The following is a 19080-nucleotide window of genomic DNA, read 5'->3' on the forward strand; positions in this document are numbered from 1 at the left end:
GCCGCGCCAGTGCCGCCGGCGCGCGCGGCCGGCGAGCGCATCGAAGTCATCAAGGGCCTGGAGCGCAGCGCCCAGCAACTCCGATGACCATTCCACACACGCATTCCAGTACAGATTGGGGAAGCAATTGAGACACATCATGAAACACCCGGCCCTGCTGCTGGCCCTGGCTGCCAGCTTGCTGCCGGGCCAGGCAGCCGCCGCCAGGACGCCCAAGACGCAGGCCGACGTGGCCCGGCAGGCGACAGCGGCCCCAGCGGCCTCCGCCGCCATCCTGCCCCGCCTGGTAAGCCTGTCGGCCGGCAAATCACAGTTGCTGCGCCTGCCGTTCGCGGCCAGCCGCCTGGCCGTGGGCGACACCGCCGTCGCCGACGTGATCCTGCTCAATGCCAGCGAAGTCTATCTGCTGGGCAAGCGTCCCGGCACCACCAACCTGATCCTGTGGGACCGCGCGAAGCAAGCCACCATCATCGACCTCGGCGTGACCATCGACACGGGGGCGCTGCGCCTGCAGCTGACGCAGCTGTTCCCCGACGAGACGCAGATCGCCCTGCATGCGGCGGCCGACACGCTGGTCCTGTCGGGCACCGTGGCCGACGCCGTCAAGGCCAGCCAGATCTTGTCCCTGGCGCAATCGTACGCGGAGCGCGCCAGCGGCACCGGCGCCTCGGGCGCGGCTGGCGCCGCCATGCCTGCCGCCAGCGGCGCCGGCATCAAGGTGATCAATATGCTGGCCATTGCCGCGCCCCAGCAAGTGATGCTGGAAGTGAAGATCGCCGAAGTGTCGAAGAGCCTCGTCGACCAGCTGGGCGCCAGCCTGGGCGTCAATGTGCAAGTCGGCAACTGGACGCACTCGCTGCTGTCGAACTTGCTCAGCGGCAACCGCAGCCTGATCGAGGCGTTCAACAAGAAGAATGGCAACTTCGTCAGCATCGACGCGCAGAAGCGCGACGGCCTCGTGAAAATCCTGGCCGAACCGACCATCATGGCCATCAGCGGCCAGGAAGCCAGTTTCCTGGCCGGCGGCAAGGTCTTCATTCCCGTCAGCCAGAACAACAGTGGCGGCACGCCCACCATCACCCTGGAAGAAAAGGAATATGGCGTGGCCGTCAAATTCACGCCCACCGTGCTCGATGGCGGACGCATCAACCTGAAGGTGGCGCCGGAGGTTTCCGAACTGAACAAGGACGGCATCGGCCTGAGCGCGGGCGGCACGAATGCCACCGCCTTGCTGCCCTCGTTCACCACGCGGCGCGCGGCCACCACGGTGCAACTGTTCGATGGCCAGAGCTTCGCCATCGGCGGCTTGATCAAGAACAATGTAACGACGAATATCAAGGCCTTGCCCATGCTGGGCGAGATCCCCGTGCTGGGCGCCCTGTTCCGCAGCAGCGACTTCCAGAGCGACCGCAGCGAGCTGGTCTTCATTGTCACGCCGCACCTGGTGAAACCGCTGCCGGCCGTGCCGCCGCTGCCCACCGATGGCTATGTGGAACCGTCGCGGGCCGACTTTTTCATCCGCGGAAAAATGGAAGGAAGGGCGCCGCCCGCCACGGCGGCGGCCGCAACACAACCGGAGCAGCAACATGATTGATTTTCCCCGCTTTCTTTCCCTGCTGGCCGCCGCCGCGCTGGGCGGCTGCGTGCAGCAGACACCGCGGCTCGACAGCCAGTTCGGCGACAGCGTGCGGCAGGCGCACGCGCGGCAAGTGCTGCAGCCGGACGCGGCCGCGCGCGAGCAAAGCCGCCTGGCCGCACGCGGCGGCATCGACGGCGGCGCCGGCGTGGCCGCCTTCCAGCGCTACCAGGACTCGTTCCAGAGCCCGCCGGCGCCGGCGCAGGAGCTGACCATCGGCGTCAGCAAGCGCTAGGGAGGGCCACCGTGCACATCACCGTCATATCGAGAGATGAAAAAAGCCTGGCCGGCATCGCCGCGCTGTTGCGCAGCCGCAACCCCGCGTACCAGGTCGACACCCTGGCCGGCGCGCTGAAAAGGCTGCCCGCGGGCAGCGCCCCGGACGTGGTGATCGTCGACCAGCCGAATATCGAAGCTGGCGACCTCGACAACGTGGAACGGCTGGGCAACCAGCAGCCGCGCATCGCCTTCATCCTGCTGTGCCGCCACCACACGCCGGATTTCCTGCTGCAAGCCATGCGCGCCGGCGTGCGCGAAGTGATCGATTATCCGGCCCCGCCCGGCTGCCTGTACCAGGCCATCGAACGCATCGAGGAAAAACTGCAGCGGCGCAGCGACGCCAACGGCAAGCTGCTGGCCTTTATCTCGTGCAAGGGCGGCAGCGGCGCCACCTTCCTCGCCACCAACCTGGCCTATGCGCTGGCGGCGCAGGGCGACAGCCGCGTGGCGCTGATCGACATGAACCTGCAGTTCGGCGACGCCTCGCTGTTTGTTTCCGACCAGAAACCTCTGGCCACGCTGGCCGACGTGGCGCAGCAGATCCACCGCCTCGACCCGTCGTTCCTGGCCTCGAGCATGCTCAATGTCCTGCCCAATTACGGCGTGCTGGCCGCGCCCGACGACCCCACGCTGGCCAACGACGTCAAGCCGGAGCACGTGGACGCCATCCTCAGGCTGGCGCGCCAGCACTACGACTTCATCGTGCTCGACATCGGCCGCAGCCTCGATGCGATCAGCATCCGCGCGCTGGACCAGGCCGACATGATATTTCCCGTGCTGCAAACCACCTTGCCCTACATCCGCGACGGCAAGCGCCTGCTCGACGTCTTTCAGTCGCTCGACTACCCGATGGAAAAAATCCACCTGGTCGTCAACCGCCACGACAGGGGCAGCGAAATCAGCGTGTACGACCTGGTGACGGCCTACGGCAGCGATGTCTACATGACCGTGCCCAACCACTATGAAGCGGCGGCCGCCTCCGTCAACCAGGGCATCCCCGTGCTGCAGCTGGCCCCCGCCAGCCCCATCACGCGGGCGCTGCAGGAATTCGCCCGGCGCCTGAGCGGCGCGGCCCCCATCGCCGCGCAGGACGGCTGGCTGGGCCGGCTGCTGCGCCGCGCCTGAGCAAGGACAACACCATGAACGCAGTCACCATCCCGATCCGCGAACGGCTGGGCCAGTTGCACACGCACCAGCGCGCCGGCGCCATCGACAACCGCGCCTACCAGCTGCTCAGGCAGCGCATCCACGCCATCCTGCTCGACCGCGTGGACCTGGAAAACCTGCAGCGCCTCGCGCCCGAGCAGGTGCGCGAACAGCTGCGCCTGCTGGTCGAGCGCCTGCTGGAAGAAGAGGCCGTGGTCATCAACGAGCTCGAACGCAAGAACCTGACGCGCGACATCCAGCACGAAATGCTGGGCTTCGGGCCGCTGGAACTGCTGCTGGCCGACCCCAGCGTGTCCGATATCCTCGTCAACACCCACAAGCGCGTGTACGTGGAGCGGCGCGGCAAGCTGGAGCTGACGGACGTGTGCTTCAGCGACGACGCGCATTTGATGAAAATCATCGACAAGATCGTCTCGCGCGTGGGCCGCCGCATCGACGAATCGAGCCCGATGGTCGATGCGCGCCTGCCCGACGGCTCGCGCGTGAACGCCATCATCCCGCCGCTGGCCATCGACGGCCCCGTGATGTCGATCCGCATGACGGCGGGCATGGCGGAAATCCTGCAGGGCCTGGGCAAGGCGAAGATCAACATCCTGATCTCGGGCGGCACGGGCAGCGGCAAGACCACCATGCTCAACGTCATTTCCGGCTTCATCGGCGCCACCGAGCGCATCGTCACGGTGGAAGACGCGGCCGAGCTGCAACTGCAGCAGCCGCACGTGGTGCGCCTGGAAACGCGCCCGCCCAATATCGAGGGCAAGGGCGAGGTGACGCAGCGCGCGCTGGTGCGCAATGCCCTGCGCATGCGTCCCGACCGCATCATCCTGGGCGAGGTGCGCGGCGGCGAGGCGCTCGACATGCTCGGCGCCATGAACACGGGCCACGAAGGCTCGATGGCCACCATCCACGCCAATACCCCGCGCGACGCCATCACGCGGCTGGAAAACATGATCAGCATGGCCGCCGCCAGCCTGCCCAGCAAGGCCATGCGCCAGCAGATCAGCTCGGCAGTCGGCGTGGTGGTGCAGGTGTCGCGCCTGACGGATGGCAAGCGCAAGGTCACCTCGATCCAGGAAATCACGGGCATGGAAGGCGACATGATCACCATGCAGGAAATCTTCAGCTTCCGCCAGACGGGCGTGGGCGACGGCGGCACCGTGCTCGGGCATTTTTCCTCGACGGGCATCCGGCCGCGCTTCCTCGAACGCCTGCACACGTTCGGCATCACGGTGCCGGCCCAGTTGTTCGAACCGACGCGGCAGGGACGCTGAGATGGCCTCCCTGTTCCTCTTCGGCACCCTGGTCTTCAGCGCCGCCCTGCTGCTGGCCAGCGGCGTCTACCTGGCCTGGCGCGGCATGCGCAACCGCGCGCCCGGGCGCGTGGCGCAGCGCGTGCGCAATGCCAGCAGGGGCAGCGCCGACAGCCATCCCGCCCTGTCGATCAGCAAGCAGCGCCTGCTGGCCCGCCATCCGCTGTTGCAGCGCGCGCTGCAGGCGCTGCCGCCGGCGGCCGTGCTGGACCGCCTGCTGCTGCAGGCGGGACGCCAGCAGACGGTGGCCCAGCTGCTGGGCTGGTGCCTGGCCAGCCTGCTGGGCGGACTGCTGCTGGGTGCGCTGCTGGGGCTGCCCCTGTCCCTGCTGGCGGGCCTGGGCGCGCTGGGCGCCGCGCTGCCCCTGCTGCACTTGCGCCGCGCGCAGCAGCAACGGCTCCGGCGCATCGAACAGCAGTTGCCCGATGCGCTCGACCTGATGGGGCGGGCCATGCGCGCCGGCCACGCCTTTCCCACGGCGCTGAAAATGGTCGGCGATGAAATGGCGGCGCCGCTGGGCAGCGAATTTCGCGCCGTCTTCGATGAAGTCAATTTTGGCGTGGCCATGAGCGATGCGCTGGGCAACCTGGCCAGCCGCGTGCCCAGCACCGACCTGCGCTACTTTGTCGTCGCCGTGCTGATCCAGCGCGAAACGGGGGGCAACCTGTCGGAGTTGCTGGGCAGCATCAGCGCCATCATCCGCGACCGCCTGAAGCTGCTGGGACAAATCCGCGTGTTGTCGGCCGAGGGCCGCATGTCGGCATGGATTTTGGGGCTGATGCCGTTTGCCGTGGCGCTGATGATGCAGCTGACCAATCCCGATTTTCTGAGCGTGCTGTACCTGGACAGCGGCGGACGCAAGATGCTGGCCACGGCCGGCGTGATGATGGCGCTGGGTATTTTGATAATTCGCAAGGTCACGCGCATTCGCATCTGAGATTTTTCCCGAAAGGATGGTCATGAGTTTTCTGCAATTGCTGTTCCTGGCGCTGACCTTTTGCGCCGCCTTCGGCGCCATGCTGTTGCTGCTGCGCCCGTTCGCTTCGCCGACCCTGCAATCGCGCCTGGCCGCGCTGGCCGAAGCGCATGCGCCAGGGCGCAAGGCCGGCGGCAGGCGCTGGCTGGCGCGCCTGCTGCGCCTGGCCGTACCGCTGGGCAAATTGTCCTCGCCCGCCGAAAACTGGGAAGGCTCGCCGCTGCGCAGCCGCTTCATGCACGCGGGCCTGCGCTCGAACGCCGCGCCGCTGCTGTTCTTCGCCGCCAAGACGACCCTGGCGCTGGCGCTGCCGGCCGCCGTCTTCTTCCTGCTGCATCAGTCAGGCGGCAGCACGCTGGTGCTGTGCCTGCTCATCGCCATGGCCGCCGGCTATTACCTGCCCAACGTGGCGCTGGCGCACATGGTCAAGCAGCGCCAGCGCGACATCTTCGAAAATTTTCCTGACGCGCTGGACCTGATGACGGTCTGCGTCGAAGCGGGTCTGGGCATGGATGCGGCGCTGGCCCGCGTGGCCGCCGAAATCGTGCTGAAAAGCGCGGTGCTGAGCGAAGAACTGACGCTCGTCACTCTGGAACTGCGCGCCGGCAGCAACAAGGAAAAAGCCTTGCGCAACCTGGCCTTGCGCACGGGCGTGGAAGACGTCGACGCCCTCGTCACCATGCTGATCCAGGCCGAACGCTTCGGCACGGGCATCGGCGCCTCGCTGCGCGTGCAGTCCGCACAACTGCGCACCAGGCGGCGCCAGGGGGCCGAGGAGCAGGCGGCGAAAATCGCCCTGAAACTGCTGTTTCCGCTGATTTTCTTTATCTTTCCCTCGCTGCTGGTGGTGCTGATGGGACCGGCCTTCCTGCAAATCTACCGCCTGCTGCTGCCGGCCTTGCGCGATGCCGGCTAAGGCCCGCGCGCATGTGCGCCAGCAAGGGGTGGCGGCCGTCGAACTGGCCCTGCTGATGCCCCTGCTGATGCTGATCTTCCTCGGCATCGCGGGCATGAGCCGGCTGTACTACCTGCAGATGGCGCTGGTCAGTGCGGCGCGCGCCGGCGTGCAGTTCGCGCAGGCCGGCCAGACGCAGGACACGGCGCGCATCGCCGCCGCCGCGCGCCGCGACGCCCTGCACGACGCGCCCGGCATGGCCATGCCCGACGTGACCATACGCCAGCGCTGCGCCGACGGCAGCCCGTATGCCGGCAACGGCAAGTGTCCCGGCTATGCCAGCGCGCCGTGGACCTATGTCGAAGTGCGCACCAGCTACGTGCTGGCCGATGCCGGCTATCCCCTGCTGCCAGGGCTGGCGGCGCCGCTGCGGCTGCAGCACAGCGCCACGGCGCGCCTGCGCTAGGCGCCCTACTGAAGGAAACGATCACGCCATGCCTCCCATCCGCCAGCGCGGCTCCTTTGCCGTCGAATTCGCCCTCACCCTGTCGCTGCTGTTGCTGCTGACGTTTGCCATCGTCAATCTGGCGCTGGCGGTATGGAACTACAACACCCTGTCGCAGGCCAGCCGCGAAGGCGCGCGCTATGGCAGCGTCCTGGGCAATACCGATGGCCGCTACAGCCGCGAGCGCGCCCGCGAGCTGATACAGCGGCGGGTGGCGGCGCACGCCGTCGGCCTGCGCTTCGACACGATCGACGTCAGCTGGGATGGCGGCGACAACGCGCCCGGCAGCATCGTCACCGTCAGCGCCAGCTACCGCTTCCATCCCGTCAGCGCCATGGTCGGCTCGCTCAGCATTCCGCTGCGCAGTTCGGCCAGCATGATGATTTCCCAATGACATTTCCCAATCCGCCGAAGCGAGGTATTCCATGCGCCTGTCCACTCCCCTGCGTTCCCGCCGCCAGCGCGGCAGCATCCCCGTTGCCACGGCGCTGCTGCTGCCGCTGCTGATCGGCTTTGCCGGCCTGGCGGGCGACAGCGGCATGCTGTATCTCGTCAAGCGGCGCATGCAGACGGCGGCCGATGCGGGCGCCGTCTCGGCCGCGCTGGAAATGCAGCGCCAGGCCAGCCTGGCCGACATCGTCGCGGCGGGCAAGCAGGATGCGGCCCTGAACGGCTTTGCCGCCAGCGGCACCAGCGTGCACCTGCCGCCCCTGGCCGGCGCCCAGGCGGCGCGCCCCGGCTATGTGGAAGTGCAGCTGACGCAAGCCGTGCCCACGCATTTCATGGGCCTGTTCGGCTTCCGCGCGGTCGAAGTGCAGGCGCGCGCGGTGGCCGGCGCGCGGCCCGACGCCACCTGTTTCCTGGCCCTCAACGGCAAGAACGTCAGCGAGGCGATGACGGTCACGGGAGCCGGCGAGATCACGGGCGAACACTGTGCGATGTTCGTCAATGGCAGCACGGCCAATACCCTGACGGCCAGCGGCGCCATGACCGTGCGCGCCGACAGCATCGGCGTGCAGGCGCCCGGCTACCGGCACGACGGCGGCAGCGCCTTCCTGCCCACGCCACAGGTCGGCCAGGCGGCGCGCCTGGACCCGCTGGCGCGTTTGCAGCCACCGCCGGGCGGCGCCACGCAGGCGAACGGCACGCTGAAGGGCACGGGCACGCACACCCTGCGGCCCGGCGTGTATCCCGACGGCATCAATCTGTCGGGCGGCATCACGGTCAACTTTACCCCGGGCGTCTATGTGCTCAAGGGCGGCTTCACGGTCGACGGCGCCGTCAACCTGCACGGCGACGGCGTGGCCTTCTATACGCAGGGAGCGGTCAGCATCCGCGGCAGCGGCGTGCTCAAGCTGGCGGCGCCGGAAACGGGCCCCATGGCCGGCATCCTGTTCTATGGCGACCGCGACAAGGTCACAGGCAAGAACGAGATCACGGGCGGCGTCAGCGGCGAGCTGGCCGGCACCCTGTATTTCCCGTCCTCGGCGCTGAACCTCGTGGGTAGCGGCGGTCTCAAGGGCCGGCCCTACCTGATGCTGATCGCCGATACGATGTCGTTTACGGGCGGCATGCTGTCGGAATTTAGCAAACCCGTGTACAACGAGGCTTACCAGGGCTCGCGCGTGGCCATTGCGGAGTAGCGCTCAACCGAGTTTGTGGCGCGTGGCGTACACGTACAGCTCCAGGCGGTTGCCGACGCCGAGCTTGTGATAGATCGAACTGAGGTGATTGCGCAGCGTGTGCTCGGCGATGAAGGCGCGCTGCGCCAGGTCCTTGTTCAGCGCGCCATTGCCATCGACGATCATGCCGACGATCTTGCGCTCCTTGGCCGTCAGGCTGGCGATGCGCGCGTCTTCGGGATTGTGCGGCGGCGGCGCCTTGGGCGCCAGCAACTCGCCGAGCAGGGAGCCGAGCAGGGTCTGCTCGAGCCACAGTTCACCCAGGTGCACCTTGCGGATCACATGCAGCAGCAGCTCGGCCGGCGCTTCCTTGCCCAGCGCGCCGCGCGCACCGGCGCGCACGGCCTTGCCCAGCAATTCCTGGCTGCGCGTGCCGCTCAGCACCAGCGCGCGCGTGCCGCCGCCGGCCAGCAGCTGGGGCAGGATATCGGTCGAGCATGAACCGCCCAGGTCCAGGTCCAGCACGATGACATGCGGCCGCTGCGAAGCCGCCATCGCCAGCGCCGTCTCGGCATCGCCTGCCGAACCCACCAGCGACATTTCCGGCGTGCCTTCGATCAGCTTTTCCAGTCCCCACAACATGGTCTTGTGGTCGTCGACCAGCATCACGCGGATCGCCTGCCCGGCGCATGCGGGCGCGCTCGCGGCCGGCATCACAGGGGAATCGCAATCTGCAGCGAGGTGCCGCCATCGCCGGGGCGCTTGACCAGCAGGCGCCCGCCCAGCGCCGCCGTGCGCGTGGCGATCGACGAGGGCGTGAAGGGCGCAGCCGGCGCGCCATCGCCCTCGTTTTCAATCAGGATCTGCAGCCAGCCATTGCTGCAATCGACGTCGATCGTGCCATGGCGCGCGCGCGTATGCTTGCGGATATTGCTGATGCCTTCGCTGACGATCTGGAACACTTCGGCCGCCAGGCGGTCGCTCACTTCGATGGCGGGCGAGACGCGCAGGGCGATGTCGATGTCATAGAACTGGCGCACCTGCTCCGCCTGGCGCCGCAAGGCCAGCAGCAATTCGGGCTCCTTGCGCAACTGCCCGCTGTTCAGGTTTTTGACGAAGTGGCGCATGTCGCCCACCACTTCGGTGGCCATCGCCAGCAGCTTGTCGAGGTCGTCGATGAGGGGGTTGTCCGGCGCGGCCGCCTGGCGCACGGCACTGATGCCATGGCGCAAGCCGATATACGGCTGCAAAGTACTGTCATGCAGGTCGCAGGCGATTTTCTGCCGTTCGCGCTGCCCCGCTTCCGACGCCAGGCGGTCCAGCAATTCGATGTTTTCCATCATGGGAAACACTTGCGCCACGATATGCTTGAGAAACAGCGCATCGGCCTTGCTGAAGCCATGCCGCGCCGACATCAGGTACACGCGTCCCTGTCCCTTGCGCAAACGCAAGGATGCGCTGACGAAGGCGCGCGCCTCGAGCAGCTCGACCAGGCGCTCGCCCGCATCGCCGCCGAAACGCCGCCACTTGCTGCAGCCGCGTCCCAGCACGCGCGTGCCGCCCATCCACGGCCACCACGTCAGGCGCGGGCGCACATGCAGCACGCTGTGTTCCGGGGAAAAGGCCAGCAGGGCCGGCATGGCGCTCGCGCACAGGCGCACCGGTTCGATCGACGTGCCCGCATTGGCCGCCGTCGCCGTGCGCAGCAGCCATTTGTCCGAGTCGCCATCCTGCAGCACCAGGATGCAGCTGCTGGCGCGAAAGAAGACGCGGTTTTTCTCCAGGACGGACGAGAGCGAATGGTTGATGCCGAAGCGGGGATTCGACAGGCGGCTGACGTCGCGCAGCAGGGCCAGGCGGCGTTTCTGCTGCAGGCCCATGCCGCCCCAGTAGGCGATCAGATGGCCCAGCGCCAGCAGGAAGCTGGTACACCACAGCAAATGCCAGCGCTGCTCGGCGGCCTGCGCCAGCAGCGCCACCAGCATCAGGGCGGCGGCCGACATCAGCGTCACGCGCGAGCCTTCGCGAAAGCCGAATTGGAACGAAGCGGCCAGGATGGCGAAAAAGAACAGCAGGAAGACATAGCCGTTGCTGCTGCCGCTGTAATAGACGATCAGGCCGAACCAGCCCACGTCATACCAGTAGATGGCCTTGCCCGGCATGCTGGACAGGCGAATTTGCATGAGGGCAAATAGTGCCGCACTGTGCAGCGCGTAGGCGCCGCACACGACCGTGGCCAGGTCGCTCAGATGGACGTCGCCGCCCGGATTGACGACGCAGATGACGACTGCAAACACGGCCAGCAAGAGGCGGATGCCGCACACCATGGCAGCATCGGCGGTATCGCTCGTCAACTGCACGCTGAATGCGTTTTCGTCCTTCACCGCACCTCCGCGCTAGGGGATTTCATCAAGACAGGGCACAGCGTTACGCTTGCCACTGTGCACAAATCTGCAAAATTGCTTTCTTTGCAATCGTCGAGTGTACGCACGGAACTAGTGTTTGTCTACCGGAAAATCCGCACTCCTTTACCCAGGCAAAAACAGCGCCCCATCCTGAAGATAATTCTGTGGATAACTTTGTGGACAAAGCAAAATTAACTGTCAGAATAATGTGGATAGAAAATTTTGATCGCCGTCAAGGGGGGCACGAAATAAAATTTAATCCTTTAAAATCAATGCCTTAAAAATCACTGCCCGGGAGAGAAAAAAACACCTGACTTTCTCCAGGTCTGTGCATAACTGAGCTATTCATGAATTTTTCACACAAGAATAGACGCCATTTGCATGACTCAAATCAATGTATTTCTTACGCCCCAGGAACAAAATAGGCGTTTGCCGGGCAGGCCAGCCGCACGGCGCAGCGTCGGCGCAAAATATTGTTCAAATATCATGCGGTGCAACATGACATTCAAGTAAAACCTGAATTCCCACGCTAAGCCCCCGTTAACAAATTACTTTTCAATTTTATCCACAGAATCTGTTGATAACTTTGTGGACAATGAACTGATAAAGCTGCCGGGCGGAAGAACAACCTTGCCAATTATGGCAAGGATCGCTCTGGGGAAGATTTTTTTCTTCTTAAGAATCAATTACTTGCCGGCACTCCCCGGGCAGGGGTTTTCCACTGCCTGTTATTTCCGCAGCAAAAAAAATTGTGCATAAGTCGGTATGGCATGTTGCATGGCACCAAAGAAAAAGGCAGGCTTCCTGTGGAAAACCTGCCTTCTGCCCGGGCGCGCGCGGCGCTGCCGGGTGCCGTGCGCTCGCTTACTGGCCGCTGCGCATGGCGCGGCTCATGCTGTGCACGGCTTCCACCATCGCTGCCACGGATTCCGGCGGCGTGAACTGGGAAATGCCGTGGCCCAGGTTGAACACGTGGCCCGAGCCGGCCGACGGCGCGCCAAACGCGTTGAGCACTTTCGCCACTTCGGCGCGGATCTGCTCGGGGCTGGCGAACAGGATGGCCGGGTCGAGATTGCCCTGCAAGCCCACTTTATGGCCCACCAGCTGGCGCGCGCGCGCCAGGTTGACGGTCCAGTCCAGGCCCACGGCATCGGCGCCGATGTCGGCGATCTGTTCGATCCACTGGCCGCCGCCCTTGGTGAACACGATGGCGGGAATCTTCACGCCATCCTTGTCGCGCTTCAGCTGCGCCACCACCTGCTGCATGTAGGCCAGCGAAAATTCCTGGTAGGCGCCATCGGCCAGCGCACCGCCCCAGGAATCGAAAATCATCACGGCTTGCGCGCCGGCATCGATTTGCGCATTCAGGTACTGCGCCACGGAGGTGGCGTTGATCGCCAGGATGTGGTGCATCAGGTCCGGGCGGTTGTACAGCATCTTCTTGATGGTGTGGAACTCTTTCGAGCCGCCGCCTTCCACCATGTAGCACGCCAGGGTCCACGGGCTGCCGGAAAAGCCGATCAGCGGCACGCGGCCGTTGAGTTCCGTGCGGATCTGCGTGACGGCCTTGAAGACATAGTCGAGCGACGCCAGGTCCGGCACCTGCAATGCCTTCACGTCCTGCTCCGTGCGCAGCGGGCGCTCGAACTTCGGACCTTCGCCATCGGCGAAATACAGGCCCAGGCCCATGGCGTCGGGCACCGTCAGGATGTCGGAAAACAGGATGGCCGCGTCCAGCGGGAAGCGCTCCAGGGGCTGCAGGGTCACTTCCGTGGCGTAATCGGGATTCTTTGCCAGGCCCAGGAAGGAACCGGCCCGCTCGCGCGTGGCGCGGTATTCGGGCAGGTAGCGGCCTGCCTGGCGCATCAGCCAGACGGGGGTGTGCTCGGTCGGCTGGCGCAGCAGGGCGCGCAGGAAAGTGTCATTCTGGAGCGGAGCAAATTGTGGCATGGAAGGCAATCAATAGCTGGGAGAAGCGGTATTATCGCATCCAATCGCCGCCATTTCATTGATTCCGGTGCCGCTTTGCAGCATTTGCCGCACACAGCGATGACTTTCGTTGTGCCTGACCTTCCATTATGATGATGCACGCTGCCACGCGCCCTGATCCTGCCTGGCGGCCCTTGATCCCCTCACTACACGGAGCCCGCATGACCTCGACCGCATCCAGCACCCCTTATGGCATCTGGCCATCGCCGATCAGCGCGGCCATCGTCGCCGCCGGCGCCTCGCCGCTGACGCAGCTGGCCCTGGGCGGTGCCGATGGCGCCGATGTGTTCTGGCTGGCCGGGCGCGCCAGCGAGGCGGGCCGCAACACCCTGCTGCGCCAGCGCGGCGCGCGGGTCGATGAACTGACGCCGGCACCGTTCAATGTGCGCAGCCGCGTGCATGAATACGGCGGCGGCGCCTATGCCGTGGCCGGCGATAGCGTGTATTTCTCGCATTTCGCCGACAACTGCCTGTACCGCGTGGCCGGCGACGGCGCGCCCGAGGCGTTCACCACGGGCGGCAACACGCGCCACGCAGACTTCGTCGTCGATGCGGCCCGCTCCCGCCTGATCGCCGTGCGCGAACAGCATCCGGAGCAAGGCCACGCGCATCCGGAAAACTGCCTGGCCGCCGTCGGCTTCGACGGGCGCGAAACGGTGCTGGCGCGCGGCCACGACTTTTATGCGGCGCCGCGCCTGTCGCCGGACGGCAGCCAGCTGGCCTGGATCAGCTGGGACCACCCGCGCCTGCCGTGGCAGGGCACGGAACTGTGGCTGGCCGACGTGCAGGCGGATGGCACGCTGGGCTCGCCGCGCCTGATCGCCGGCGGCGCGCGCGAGTCGATTTGCCAGCCGGAATGGTCACCGAACGGCTTGCTGCACTTCGTTTCCGACAGTAGCGGCTGGTGGAACCTGTACCGCCTGCACGGCGCCGACATCGAGGCGCTGTGCCCGATGGAAGCGGAATTTGCCACGCCGCACTGGACCTTCGGCGGCAGCATGTACGGTTTCCTGTCCGCCGACGAGATCGTCTGCACGTATATCCAGGCCGGCATCAGCTACCTGGCGCAACTGAGCGTGGCGGCAGCCAAGCTGGAGCCGATCCCGCACCCCTACCAGGAAATCCGCGAACTGCGCGTGGGCCCCGGCTTCGTCGCGCTGCTCGGCGGCAGCCCCACCATCGCGCTGGAACTGGCGCGCATCGATTTGGCTAACCATGAACTGGAAGTGCTGGCGCAGTCGATCGCGCACTTGCCCGCGCTGGCTTACCTGTCCGTGCCGCGCAGCTTGAGCTTTCCTAGCAGCAACGGCCGCACGGCGCACGCCTTCTTCTATCCGCCGAAAAATGACGAGGTGCAGGCGCCGGCAGGCACCTTGCCGCCCGTCATCGTCATCAGCCACGGCGGCCCCACCAGCATGGCCAGCAATACCTTGAAGCTGGCGACGCAGTACTGGACCAGCCGCGGCATCGGCGTGCTTGACGTCAACTATGGCGGCAGCAGCGGCTTCGGCCGCGAATACCGCGACGCGCTGCGCGGGCAATGGGGCATCGTCGACGTGGAAGACTGCATCGCCGGCGCCCGCTACCTGGCGGCCAACGGCCTGGCCGACCCCGAACGCCTGATCGTGCGCGGCGGCAGCGCGGGCGGCTTGACGACCCTGTGCGCGCTGACCTTCCACGACGTCTTCAAGGCCGGCGCCAGCTACTATGGCGTATCCGACCTGAAGGGCCTGGACGACGATTCGCACAAGTTCGAATCGCGCTACACCGACTACCTGATCGCCCCCCAGCCGCAGGCCGATGCCCTGTACCGCAAGCGCTCGCCCATCCACCACACCAATAAATTGTCGCGCCCGATGATCTTCTTCCAGGGCCTCGATGACAAGGTGGTGCCGCCGCAGCAGTCGCAGCAGATGGTTGACGCCCTGCAGGCGCGCGGCGTGCCCGTCGCCTACGTGCCCCTGGAAGGCGAGGGACACGGCTTCCGCAAGGCGGAAAACATCGTGCGCACGCTGGATGCGGAACTGTATTTCTACCAGCGCGTGTTCGGCCTGCCCGTGGCGGCCGGCGAGCCGCCCGTGCATATCGCCAATCTGCCCGCATGACCGACCCGCATTTGGACCAGCACCTGCTAGCCGAATTCGCCGCCCTGGAGCAGCACGAACAGATGATCCTGGCCTTGCTGGCCATCACGGGCGAGCCGGTGGGCAAGCATGCCGTGTATGAACACTTGCAGCGCGCCAATCTCGTCGAGCCGGACGGCACGCCGTTTTCCCTGCTGGTGGTGACGAACATGCTGCAGCGGCTGACGCGTCTGGCGCTGGCCAGCGAGGTGGTGGGACGGGGTTTCGCCTGCGAAGCGAAGCTGCGCTGGCCCGCCATGCGTGCCGCCATCGAGCATCTGGTGTTCCGCGACCTGTGCCAGGCCATCGAGCTGATCAATCCCGTGCGGCGCAACTGGGACGGCTATGTGGAATTGCGCAGCTACCGGCAAGGCGTGGCGCGCCTGCGCATCGCCCTCTTGCGCAATGACGAGGTGCGCCAGGTGGCCGCCATCCTGGCCGCCTGCATGGCCTGCTATGAAGCGCAGCAGATGCATCCGCTGATCGAGATCTTCGGCCGGCCGTTCGAGCCGGAAATGTTGTCTTTCGTCATGCCGCAACTGCAGGATGACGTCCTCGCCGTGCTGCTGGGCAACGCCCCGCGCGAACCGGCCACGGCGCACGCCATCCGCGCCTATGCGCGCGCCCATCATGCGCGCCAGGCGGCGGCCGGCGACCACATCGGCGCCGCCCTGCCGCTGGCCCTGGCCGAGGACGCCCTGCTGTGCGGCGAACTCGACGCGGCCGCCCGCTACCTGGCGGGCCAGCAGGGACCGCAGGCGCTGTTTGTCGACAGCAGCATCGCCCTCTTGCGCGGCGAACACGCGCACGCCGTGGCGGGCTTCGAAACGGCCCTGAAAGGGCTGCGCAAGGAGGCGGGCAAGCGCAAGCTGTGTTTCACGGGCATCGGCGGCCACCTGTACGTGCTGGCCTTGCTGCGCGGCAACGACGCCAAGCTGCTGAAAACGGCGGAAACCTACCTCGACATCGCCCTGCACGCCCAGCCGAACCACGACAGCATCGTCTACCAGCAGCTGAACATGCTGCGCATGGTGCGCGCCGGCGTGCTGCAAGCCGAAGGCATTCCCACGCGCAACTGGGAAACGGGACTGCAGGCCCAGCTGTTCCAGGCCTTGCTGTACTACTGGCTTGCGCTGCCGCAATTGAGCGAACGCAAACCCCAACTGACATTGCTGGTACAGCAGGCCGACGCGGCCGGCTACGACCTGATCGCCGCGCAGGCGGCCGGCTTGCTGGGCCTGATGAGCGAGCCGCAGCAGGAGCGCTATGCGACGGCCAAGCGGGCGCAGCACGGCTTGACGGACATGGCGCCGTGGTTCGAGCGCCAGGAAGCATGGCAGCGCCAGCTGAGCGCCCTGATCAACCTGCAGCAGAACGCGCCGGCCGAAGCCGTCGGCAGCGTCTCGCGCCTCGTGTGGCTGGTGGCGTTCGACCCGCGCTTCGGCCTGACGGCCGTGGAAGTGCGCGAGCAGAAGCGCGACGCGCGCGGCGGCTGGAGCAAGGGCCGCGCCATGGGCCTCAAACGCCTGGCCGAAGAGGCGGGCGACATCGATTTCCTCACGCCGCAGGACGCCCGCGCGGCCGGCAGCATCGCGCCGTTCAAGCAATACTATTCGTCGGCACCGCGCTATGAAGTCGAGCTGGACAAGGCCGCCGTGCTGCTGGTGGGCCACCCGCTCGTGTTCTGGCTCGATCACCCCGACACGCGCGTGGAACTGATCGCCGGCGCGCCCGAGCTGCTGATCAAGTCGCACGAGGGGCAGCTATGGCTGGGCATGCAGCCGCCGCTGCCCGACAACGGCGGCAACGTGGTCGTGCAGCGCGAGACGCCGACGCGCCTGCGCGTGGTGCACATCCTCGACGAACACCGGCGCATCGGCGCCATCGTGGGCCTGGGCCTGTCCGTGCCCCTGCATGCGGAAAAACAGGTGATGCAGGCCATCGGCGCCATCTCGTCCATGGTCACCGTGCAGTCCGACATCGGCGGCGGCGCGGGCGACGCGGAAGTCATCACGGCCGACCACCGCCTGCACGTGCACCTGCTGCCCTACCAGCAGGGACTCAAGATGCAGATTCTCGTGCGGCCGCTGCACGACAACGGCGCCTATTACGCGCCCGGCAGCGGCGCCGAAAGCGTGTTTGCCGATGTGGCGGGGCGTGCCGTGCAGGCGCGGCGCGACCTGAATGCGGAACGCGAAGCGCAGCGCCAGCTCATCGGACGTTGCCTGGTGCTGGAAGAGGCCGATGAAGAGCATGGCGAGTGGCTGCTGGGCCAGCCAGCGCTGGGCCTGCAATTGCTGGTCGAGCTGCAGGCGCTCGATCCTGCCGGCATCGTGCTGGCCTGGCCCGAGGGCGAAACCATGCGCGTATCGAAACGCATCGACAGCGGCCAGATGCGCCTCAATATCAGGAGCGAAAAAGACTGGTTTGCCGCCAGCGGCGACGTGCAGATCGACGAAGACAAGGTGATGGATTTGCGCGCCTTGCTCGATTTGATGCAGAACAATAAAAGCCGCTTCGTGGCCCTGGGCGACAACCAGTTCCTCGCACTCAGCGACGAATTGCACCGCCGCCTGTCGGAACTGGCCGCGTATGGCGAGGCGCATGCCGATGGCGTGCATATCCACCCGCTGGCCGCGTTCGCGCTGGAAGAGCTGGCCAACGATGCGGGCGGCGTGAAGGCCGACAAACTGTGGCGCGAGCACCTGCTGCGCCTGCGCGCCCTCGACGACTTTACGCCGCAGCTGCCCAGCACCCTGCAGGCCGACCTGCGCGACTACCAGCTGGCCGGCTACGAGTGGCTGGCGCGTCTGGCGCACTGGGGCGTGGGCGCCTGCCTGGCCGACGACATGGGACTCGGCAAGACTTTGCAGGCGCTGGCCCTGATCCTGGCGCGCGCACCGAACGGCCCCACCCTCGTCGTCGCGCCCACCTCCGTGTGCATGAACTGGATCAGCGAGGCGCAGCGCTTCGCCCCCACCTTGAAGGTGAAGCTGTTCGGCGGCGGCGACCGCGCCGACATGCTCGACACCCTGCAGCCGTTCGACCTGGTGGTGGCCAGCTATGGCTTGCTGCAGCAGGAAGCTCAGCTGTTCGCGGACGTGCGCTGGCATACGATCGTGCTCGACGAAGCGCAGGCCATCAAGAACGGCGCCACCAAGCGTTCGCAAGCCGTGATGGCCCTGCAAGGCGATTTCCGCATGGTGGCCAGCGGCACGCCGCTGGAAAACCACCTGGGCGAACTGTGGAATCTGTTCCGTTTTATTAACCCGGGCTTGCTGGGCACCCTGGACCAGTTCAATTTGCGCTTTGCGGGACCGATCGAAAAGGATCAGGACAAGCGGGCGGCCGCCGGCGCGCGCCTGCGCCTGCGCCGCCTGATCGCGCCATTCATCCTGCGCCGGACAAAAACGCAAGTGCTGTCGGAATTGCCATCACGCACGGAAATCGTGCTGGAGGTGGAACTGTCGCCGCCGGAAACGGCGCTGTACGAATCCTTGCGCCGCGAAGCGCTGGAAAAGCTGGCCATGGTGGAAGGGCCGGCGTCGAAAAAGGCCATCCAGATCCTGGCCGAAATCATGAAGCTGCGCCGCGCCTGCTGCAATCCGCAGCTGGTGGCGCCCGAGCTGGGCCTGGCCAGCAGCAAGCTGGCGGCCTTCGCCGAACTGCTGTCGGGTCTGCTGGAAAACCGCCACAAGGTGCTCGTCTTCAGCCAGTTCGTCGACCATTTGACCCTCATCCGCCAGCACCTGGAGCAGCATGGCGTCAGCTACCAGTATCTCGACGGCGCCACGCCCATGCAGGAGCGCAAGCGCCGCGTGGATGCCTTCCAGGCGGGAGACGGCGACGTTTTCCTGATCAGCCTGAAGGCGGGCGGCATGGGCATCAACCTGACGGCGGCCGACTACGTGATCCACATGGACCCGTGGTGGAACCCGGCCGTGGAAGACCAGGCCTCGGACCGCGCCCACCGCATGGGGCAGTTGCGCCCCGTCACCATTTACCGCCTGGTGGCGAAACACACGATCGAGGAAGGCATCGTCGAATTGCACCAGCACAAACGCGACCTGGCCGACAGTCTGCTGGAAGGCAGCGACGCGGCCGCGCGCATGTCGGCCAATGACATGCTGGGCATGCTGCAGGAGGGCTTGAAAAAATGAACAGCCGGTCCCG

Annotated in this window: 14 protein-coding genes; 11 read left to right on the plus strand and 3 right to left on the minus strand. The window is 66.2% G+C overall.

Annotated elements, in window-relative coordinates; translation table 11 throughout:
* Positions 1–139: 139 nt before the first annotated feature.
* The 9 genes from CBW50_RS19070 to CBW50_RS19110 are packed head-to-tail and all read left to right on the plus strand — an operon-like array spanning position 140 to position 8411.
* A complete protein-coding gene (locus tag CBW50_RS19070; RefSeq protein WP_086147017.1) occupies positions 140–1594 on the plus strand; it encodes a type II and III secretion system protein family protein in 1455 nt (484 codons plus the stop codon).
* Entirely contained in the window at positions 1587–1871 is a 285-nt protein-coding gene (locus CBW50_RS19075; RefSeq protein WP_086147018.1) for a hypothetical protein, read from the plus strand. Before CBW50_RS19070 ends, CBW50_RS19075 begins: the two co-directional genes overlap by 8 nt.
* A gap of 11 nt (positions 1872–1882) precedes the next feature.
* Entirely contained in the window at positions 1883–3040 is a 1158-nt protein-coding gene (locus CBW50_RS19080) for an AAA family ATPase (protein WP_086147019.1), read from the plus strand.
* 14 nt (positions 3041–3054) lie between these two features.
* Positions 3055–4353, plus strand: a complete 1299-nt coding sequence (locus tag CBW50_RS19085) for a CpaF family protein (protein WP_086147020.1) — start codon at positions 3055–3057, stop codon at positions 4351–4353.
* A 1-nt stretch (position 4354) separates the two neighbouring features.
* Positions 4355–5329 (plus strand): type II secretion system F family protein, encoded by a 975-nt coding sequence (locus tag CBW50_RS19090; RefSeq protein WP_086147021.1) that lies wholly within the window; start codon positions 4355–4357, stop codon positions 5327–5329.
* Positions 5330–5351: 22 nt separating this feature from the next.
* Entirely contained in the window at positions 5352–6284 is a 933-nt protein-coding gene (locus CBW50_RS19095; RefSeq protein WP_086147022.1) for a type II secretion system F family protein, read from the plus strand.
* Positions 6274–6729 carry a TadE/TadG family type IV pilus assembly protein gene (locus CBW50_RS19100; RefSeq protein ID WP_086147023.1) on the plus strand — a complete coding sequence of 152 codons (456 nt, stop codon included), beginning with the start codon at positions 6274–6276 and terminating at the stop codon, positions 6727–6729. The genes CBW50_RS19095 and CBW50_RS19100 overlap by 11 nt, the downstream gene beginning before the upstream one ends.
* Positions 6730–6757: 28 nt before the next feature.
* Positions 6758–7162: a TadE/TadG family type IV pilus assembly protein gene (locus CBW50_RS19105; RefSeq protein WP_157792440.1), complete on the plus strand. Its 405-nt coding sequence runs from the start codon at positions 6758–6760 to the stop codon at positions 7160–7162.
* Positions 7163–7193: 31 nt separating this feature from the next.
* Positions 7194–8411, plus strand: a complete 1218-nt coding sequence (locus CBW50_RS19110; protein ID WP_086147025.1) for a pilus assembly protein TadG-related protein — start codon at positions 7194–7196, stop codon at positions 8409–8411.
* A gap of 3 nt (positions 8412–8414) precedes the next feature.
* Here the strand turns inward: CBW50_RS19110 and CBW50_RS19115 are convergent, their stop codons facing one another.
* From CBW50_RS19115 to hemE, 3 genes are all read right to left on the minus strand, one after another.
* The gene (locus CBW50_RS19115; protein ID WP_226936354.1) at positions 8415–9104 is read right to left on the minus strand and encodes a response regulator transcription factor; all 690 of its coding nucleotides are present in this window, start codon (positions 9102–9104) and stop codon (positions 8415–8417) included.
* On the minus strand, positions 9104–10774 hold the full coding sequence (locus CBW50_RS19120) for a sensor histidine kinase (protein WP_086147026.1): 1671 nt from the start codon (positions 10772–10774) through the stop codon (positions 9104–9106). The genes CBW50_RS19115 and CBW50_RS19120 overlap by 1 nt, the downstream gene beginning before the upstream one ends.
* Before the next feature lie 885 nt (positions 10775–11659).
* The gene (hemE, locus tag CBW50_RS19125) at positions 11660–12745 is read right to left on the minus strand and encodes a uroporphyrinogen decarboxylase (protein WP_086147027.1); all 1086 of its coding nucleotides are present in this window, start codon (positions 12743–12745) and stop codon (positions 11660–11662) included.
* A 200-nt stretch (positions 12746–12945) separates the two neighbouring features.
* Between hemE and CBW50_RS19130 the strand changes: the two genes are divergently transcribed.
* Both CBW50_RS19130 and CBW50_RS19135 read left to right on the plus strand, forming a co-directional pair.
* Positions 12946–14889 (plus strand): S9 family peptidase, encoded by a 1944-nt coding sequence (locus CBW50_RS19130; protein ID WP_086147028.1) that lies wholly within the window; start codon positions 12946–12948, stop codon positions 14887–14889.
* On the plus strand, positions 14886–19067 hold the full coding sequence (locus tag CBW50_RS19135; protein WP_086147029.1) for a DEAD/DEAH box helicase: 4182 nt from the start codon (positions 14886–14888) through the stop codon (positions 19065–19067). Before CBW50_RS19130 ends, CBW50_RS19135 begins: the two co-directional genes overlap by 4 nt.
* Positions 19068–19080 lie beyond the last annotated feature (13 nt).

The organism is Janthinobacterium sp. GW458P, assembly GCF_002127585.1.
Taxonomy (GTDB): domain Bacteria; phylum Pseudomonadota; class Gammaproteobacteria; order Burkholderiales; family Burkholderiaceae_D; genus Janthinobacterium.

What these genes read in the sequence shown, in the direction of transcription:
- CBW50_RS19070 (WP_086147017.1), top strand. Translation starts at nt 140, where the DNA reads ATGAAACACCCGGCCCTGCTGCTGGCCCTGGCTGCCAGCTTGCTGCCG.
- CBW50_RS19075 (WP_086147018.1), top strand. Translation starts at nt 1,587, where the DNA reads ATGATTGATTTTCCCCGCTTTCTTTCCCTGCTGGCCGCCGCCGCGCTG.
- CBW50_RS19085 (WP_086147020.1), top strand. Translation starts at nt 3,055, where the DNA reads ATGAACGCAGTCACCATCCCGATCCGCGAACGGCTGGGCCAGTTGCAC.
- CBW50_RS19090 (WP_086147021.1), top strand. Translation starts at nt 4,355, where the DNA reads ATGGCCTCCCTGTTCCTCTTCGGCACCCTGGTCTTCAGCGCCGCCCTG.
- CBW50_RS19095 (WP_086147022.1), top strand. Translation starts at nt 5,352, where the DNA reads ATGAGTTTTCTGCAATTGCTGTTCCTGGCGCTGACCTTTTGCGCCGCC.
- CBW50_RS19100 (WP_086147023.1), top strand. Translation starts at nt 6,274, where the DNA reads ATGCCGGCTAAGGCCCGCGCGCATGTGCGCCAGCAAGGGGTGGCGGCC.
- CBW50_RS19105 (WP_157792440.1), top strand. Translation starts at nt 6,758, where the DNA reads ATGCCTCCCATCCGCCAGCGCGGCTCCTTTGCCGTCGAATTCGCCCTC.
- CBW50_RS19110 (WP_086147025.1), top strand. Translation starts at nt 7,194, where the DNA reads ATGCGCCTGTCCACTCCCCTGCGTTCCCGCCGCCAGCGCGGCAGCATC.
- CBW50_RS19115 (WP_226936354.1), bottom strand. Translation starts at nt 9,104, where the DNA reads ATGCCGGCCGCGAGCGCGCCCGCATGCGCCGGGCAGGCGATCCGCGTG.
- hemE (WP_086147027.1), bottom strand. Translation starts at nt 12,745, where the DNA reads ATGCCACAATTTGCTCCGCTCCAGAATGACACTTTCCTGCGCGCCCTG.
- CBW50_RS19130 (WP_086147028.1), top strand. Translation starts at nt 12,946, where the DNA reads ATGACCTCGACCGCATCCAGCACCCCTTATGGCATCTGGCCATCGCCG.
- CBW50_RS19135 (WP_086147029.1), top strand. Translation starts at nt 14,886, where the DNA reads ATGACCGACCCGCATTTGGACCAGCACCTGCTAGCCGAATTCGCCGCC.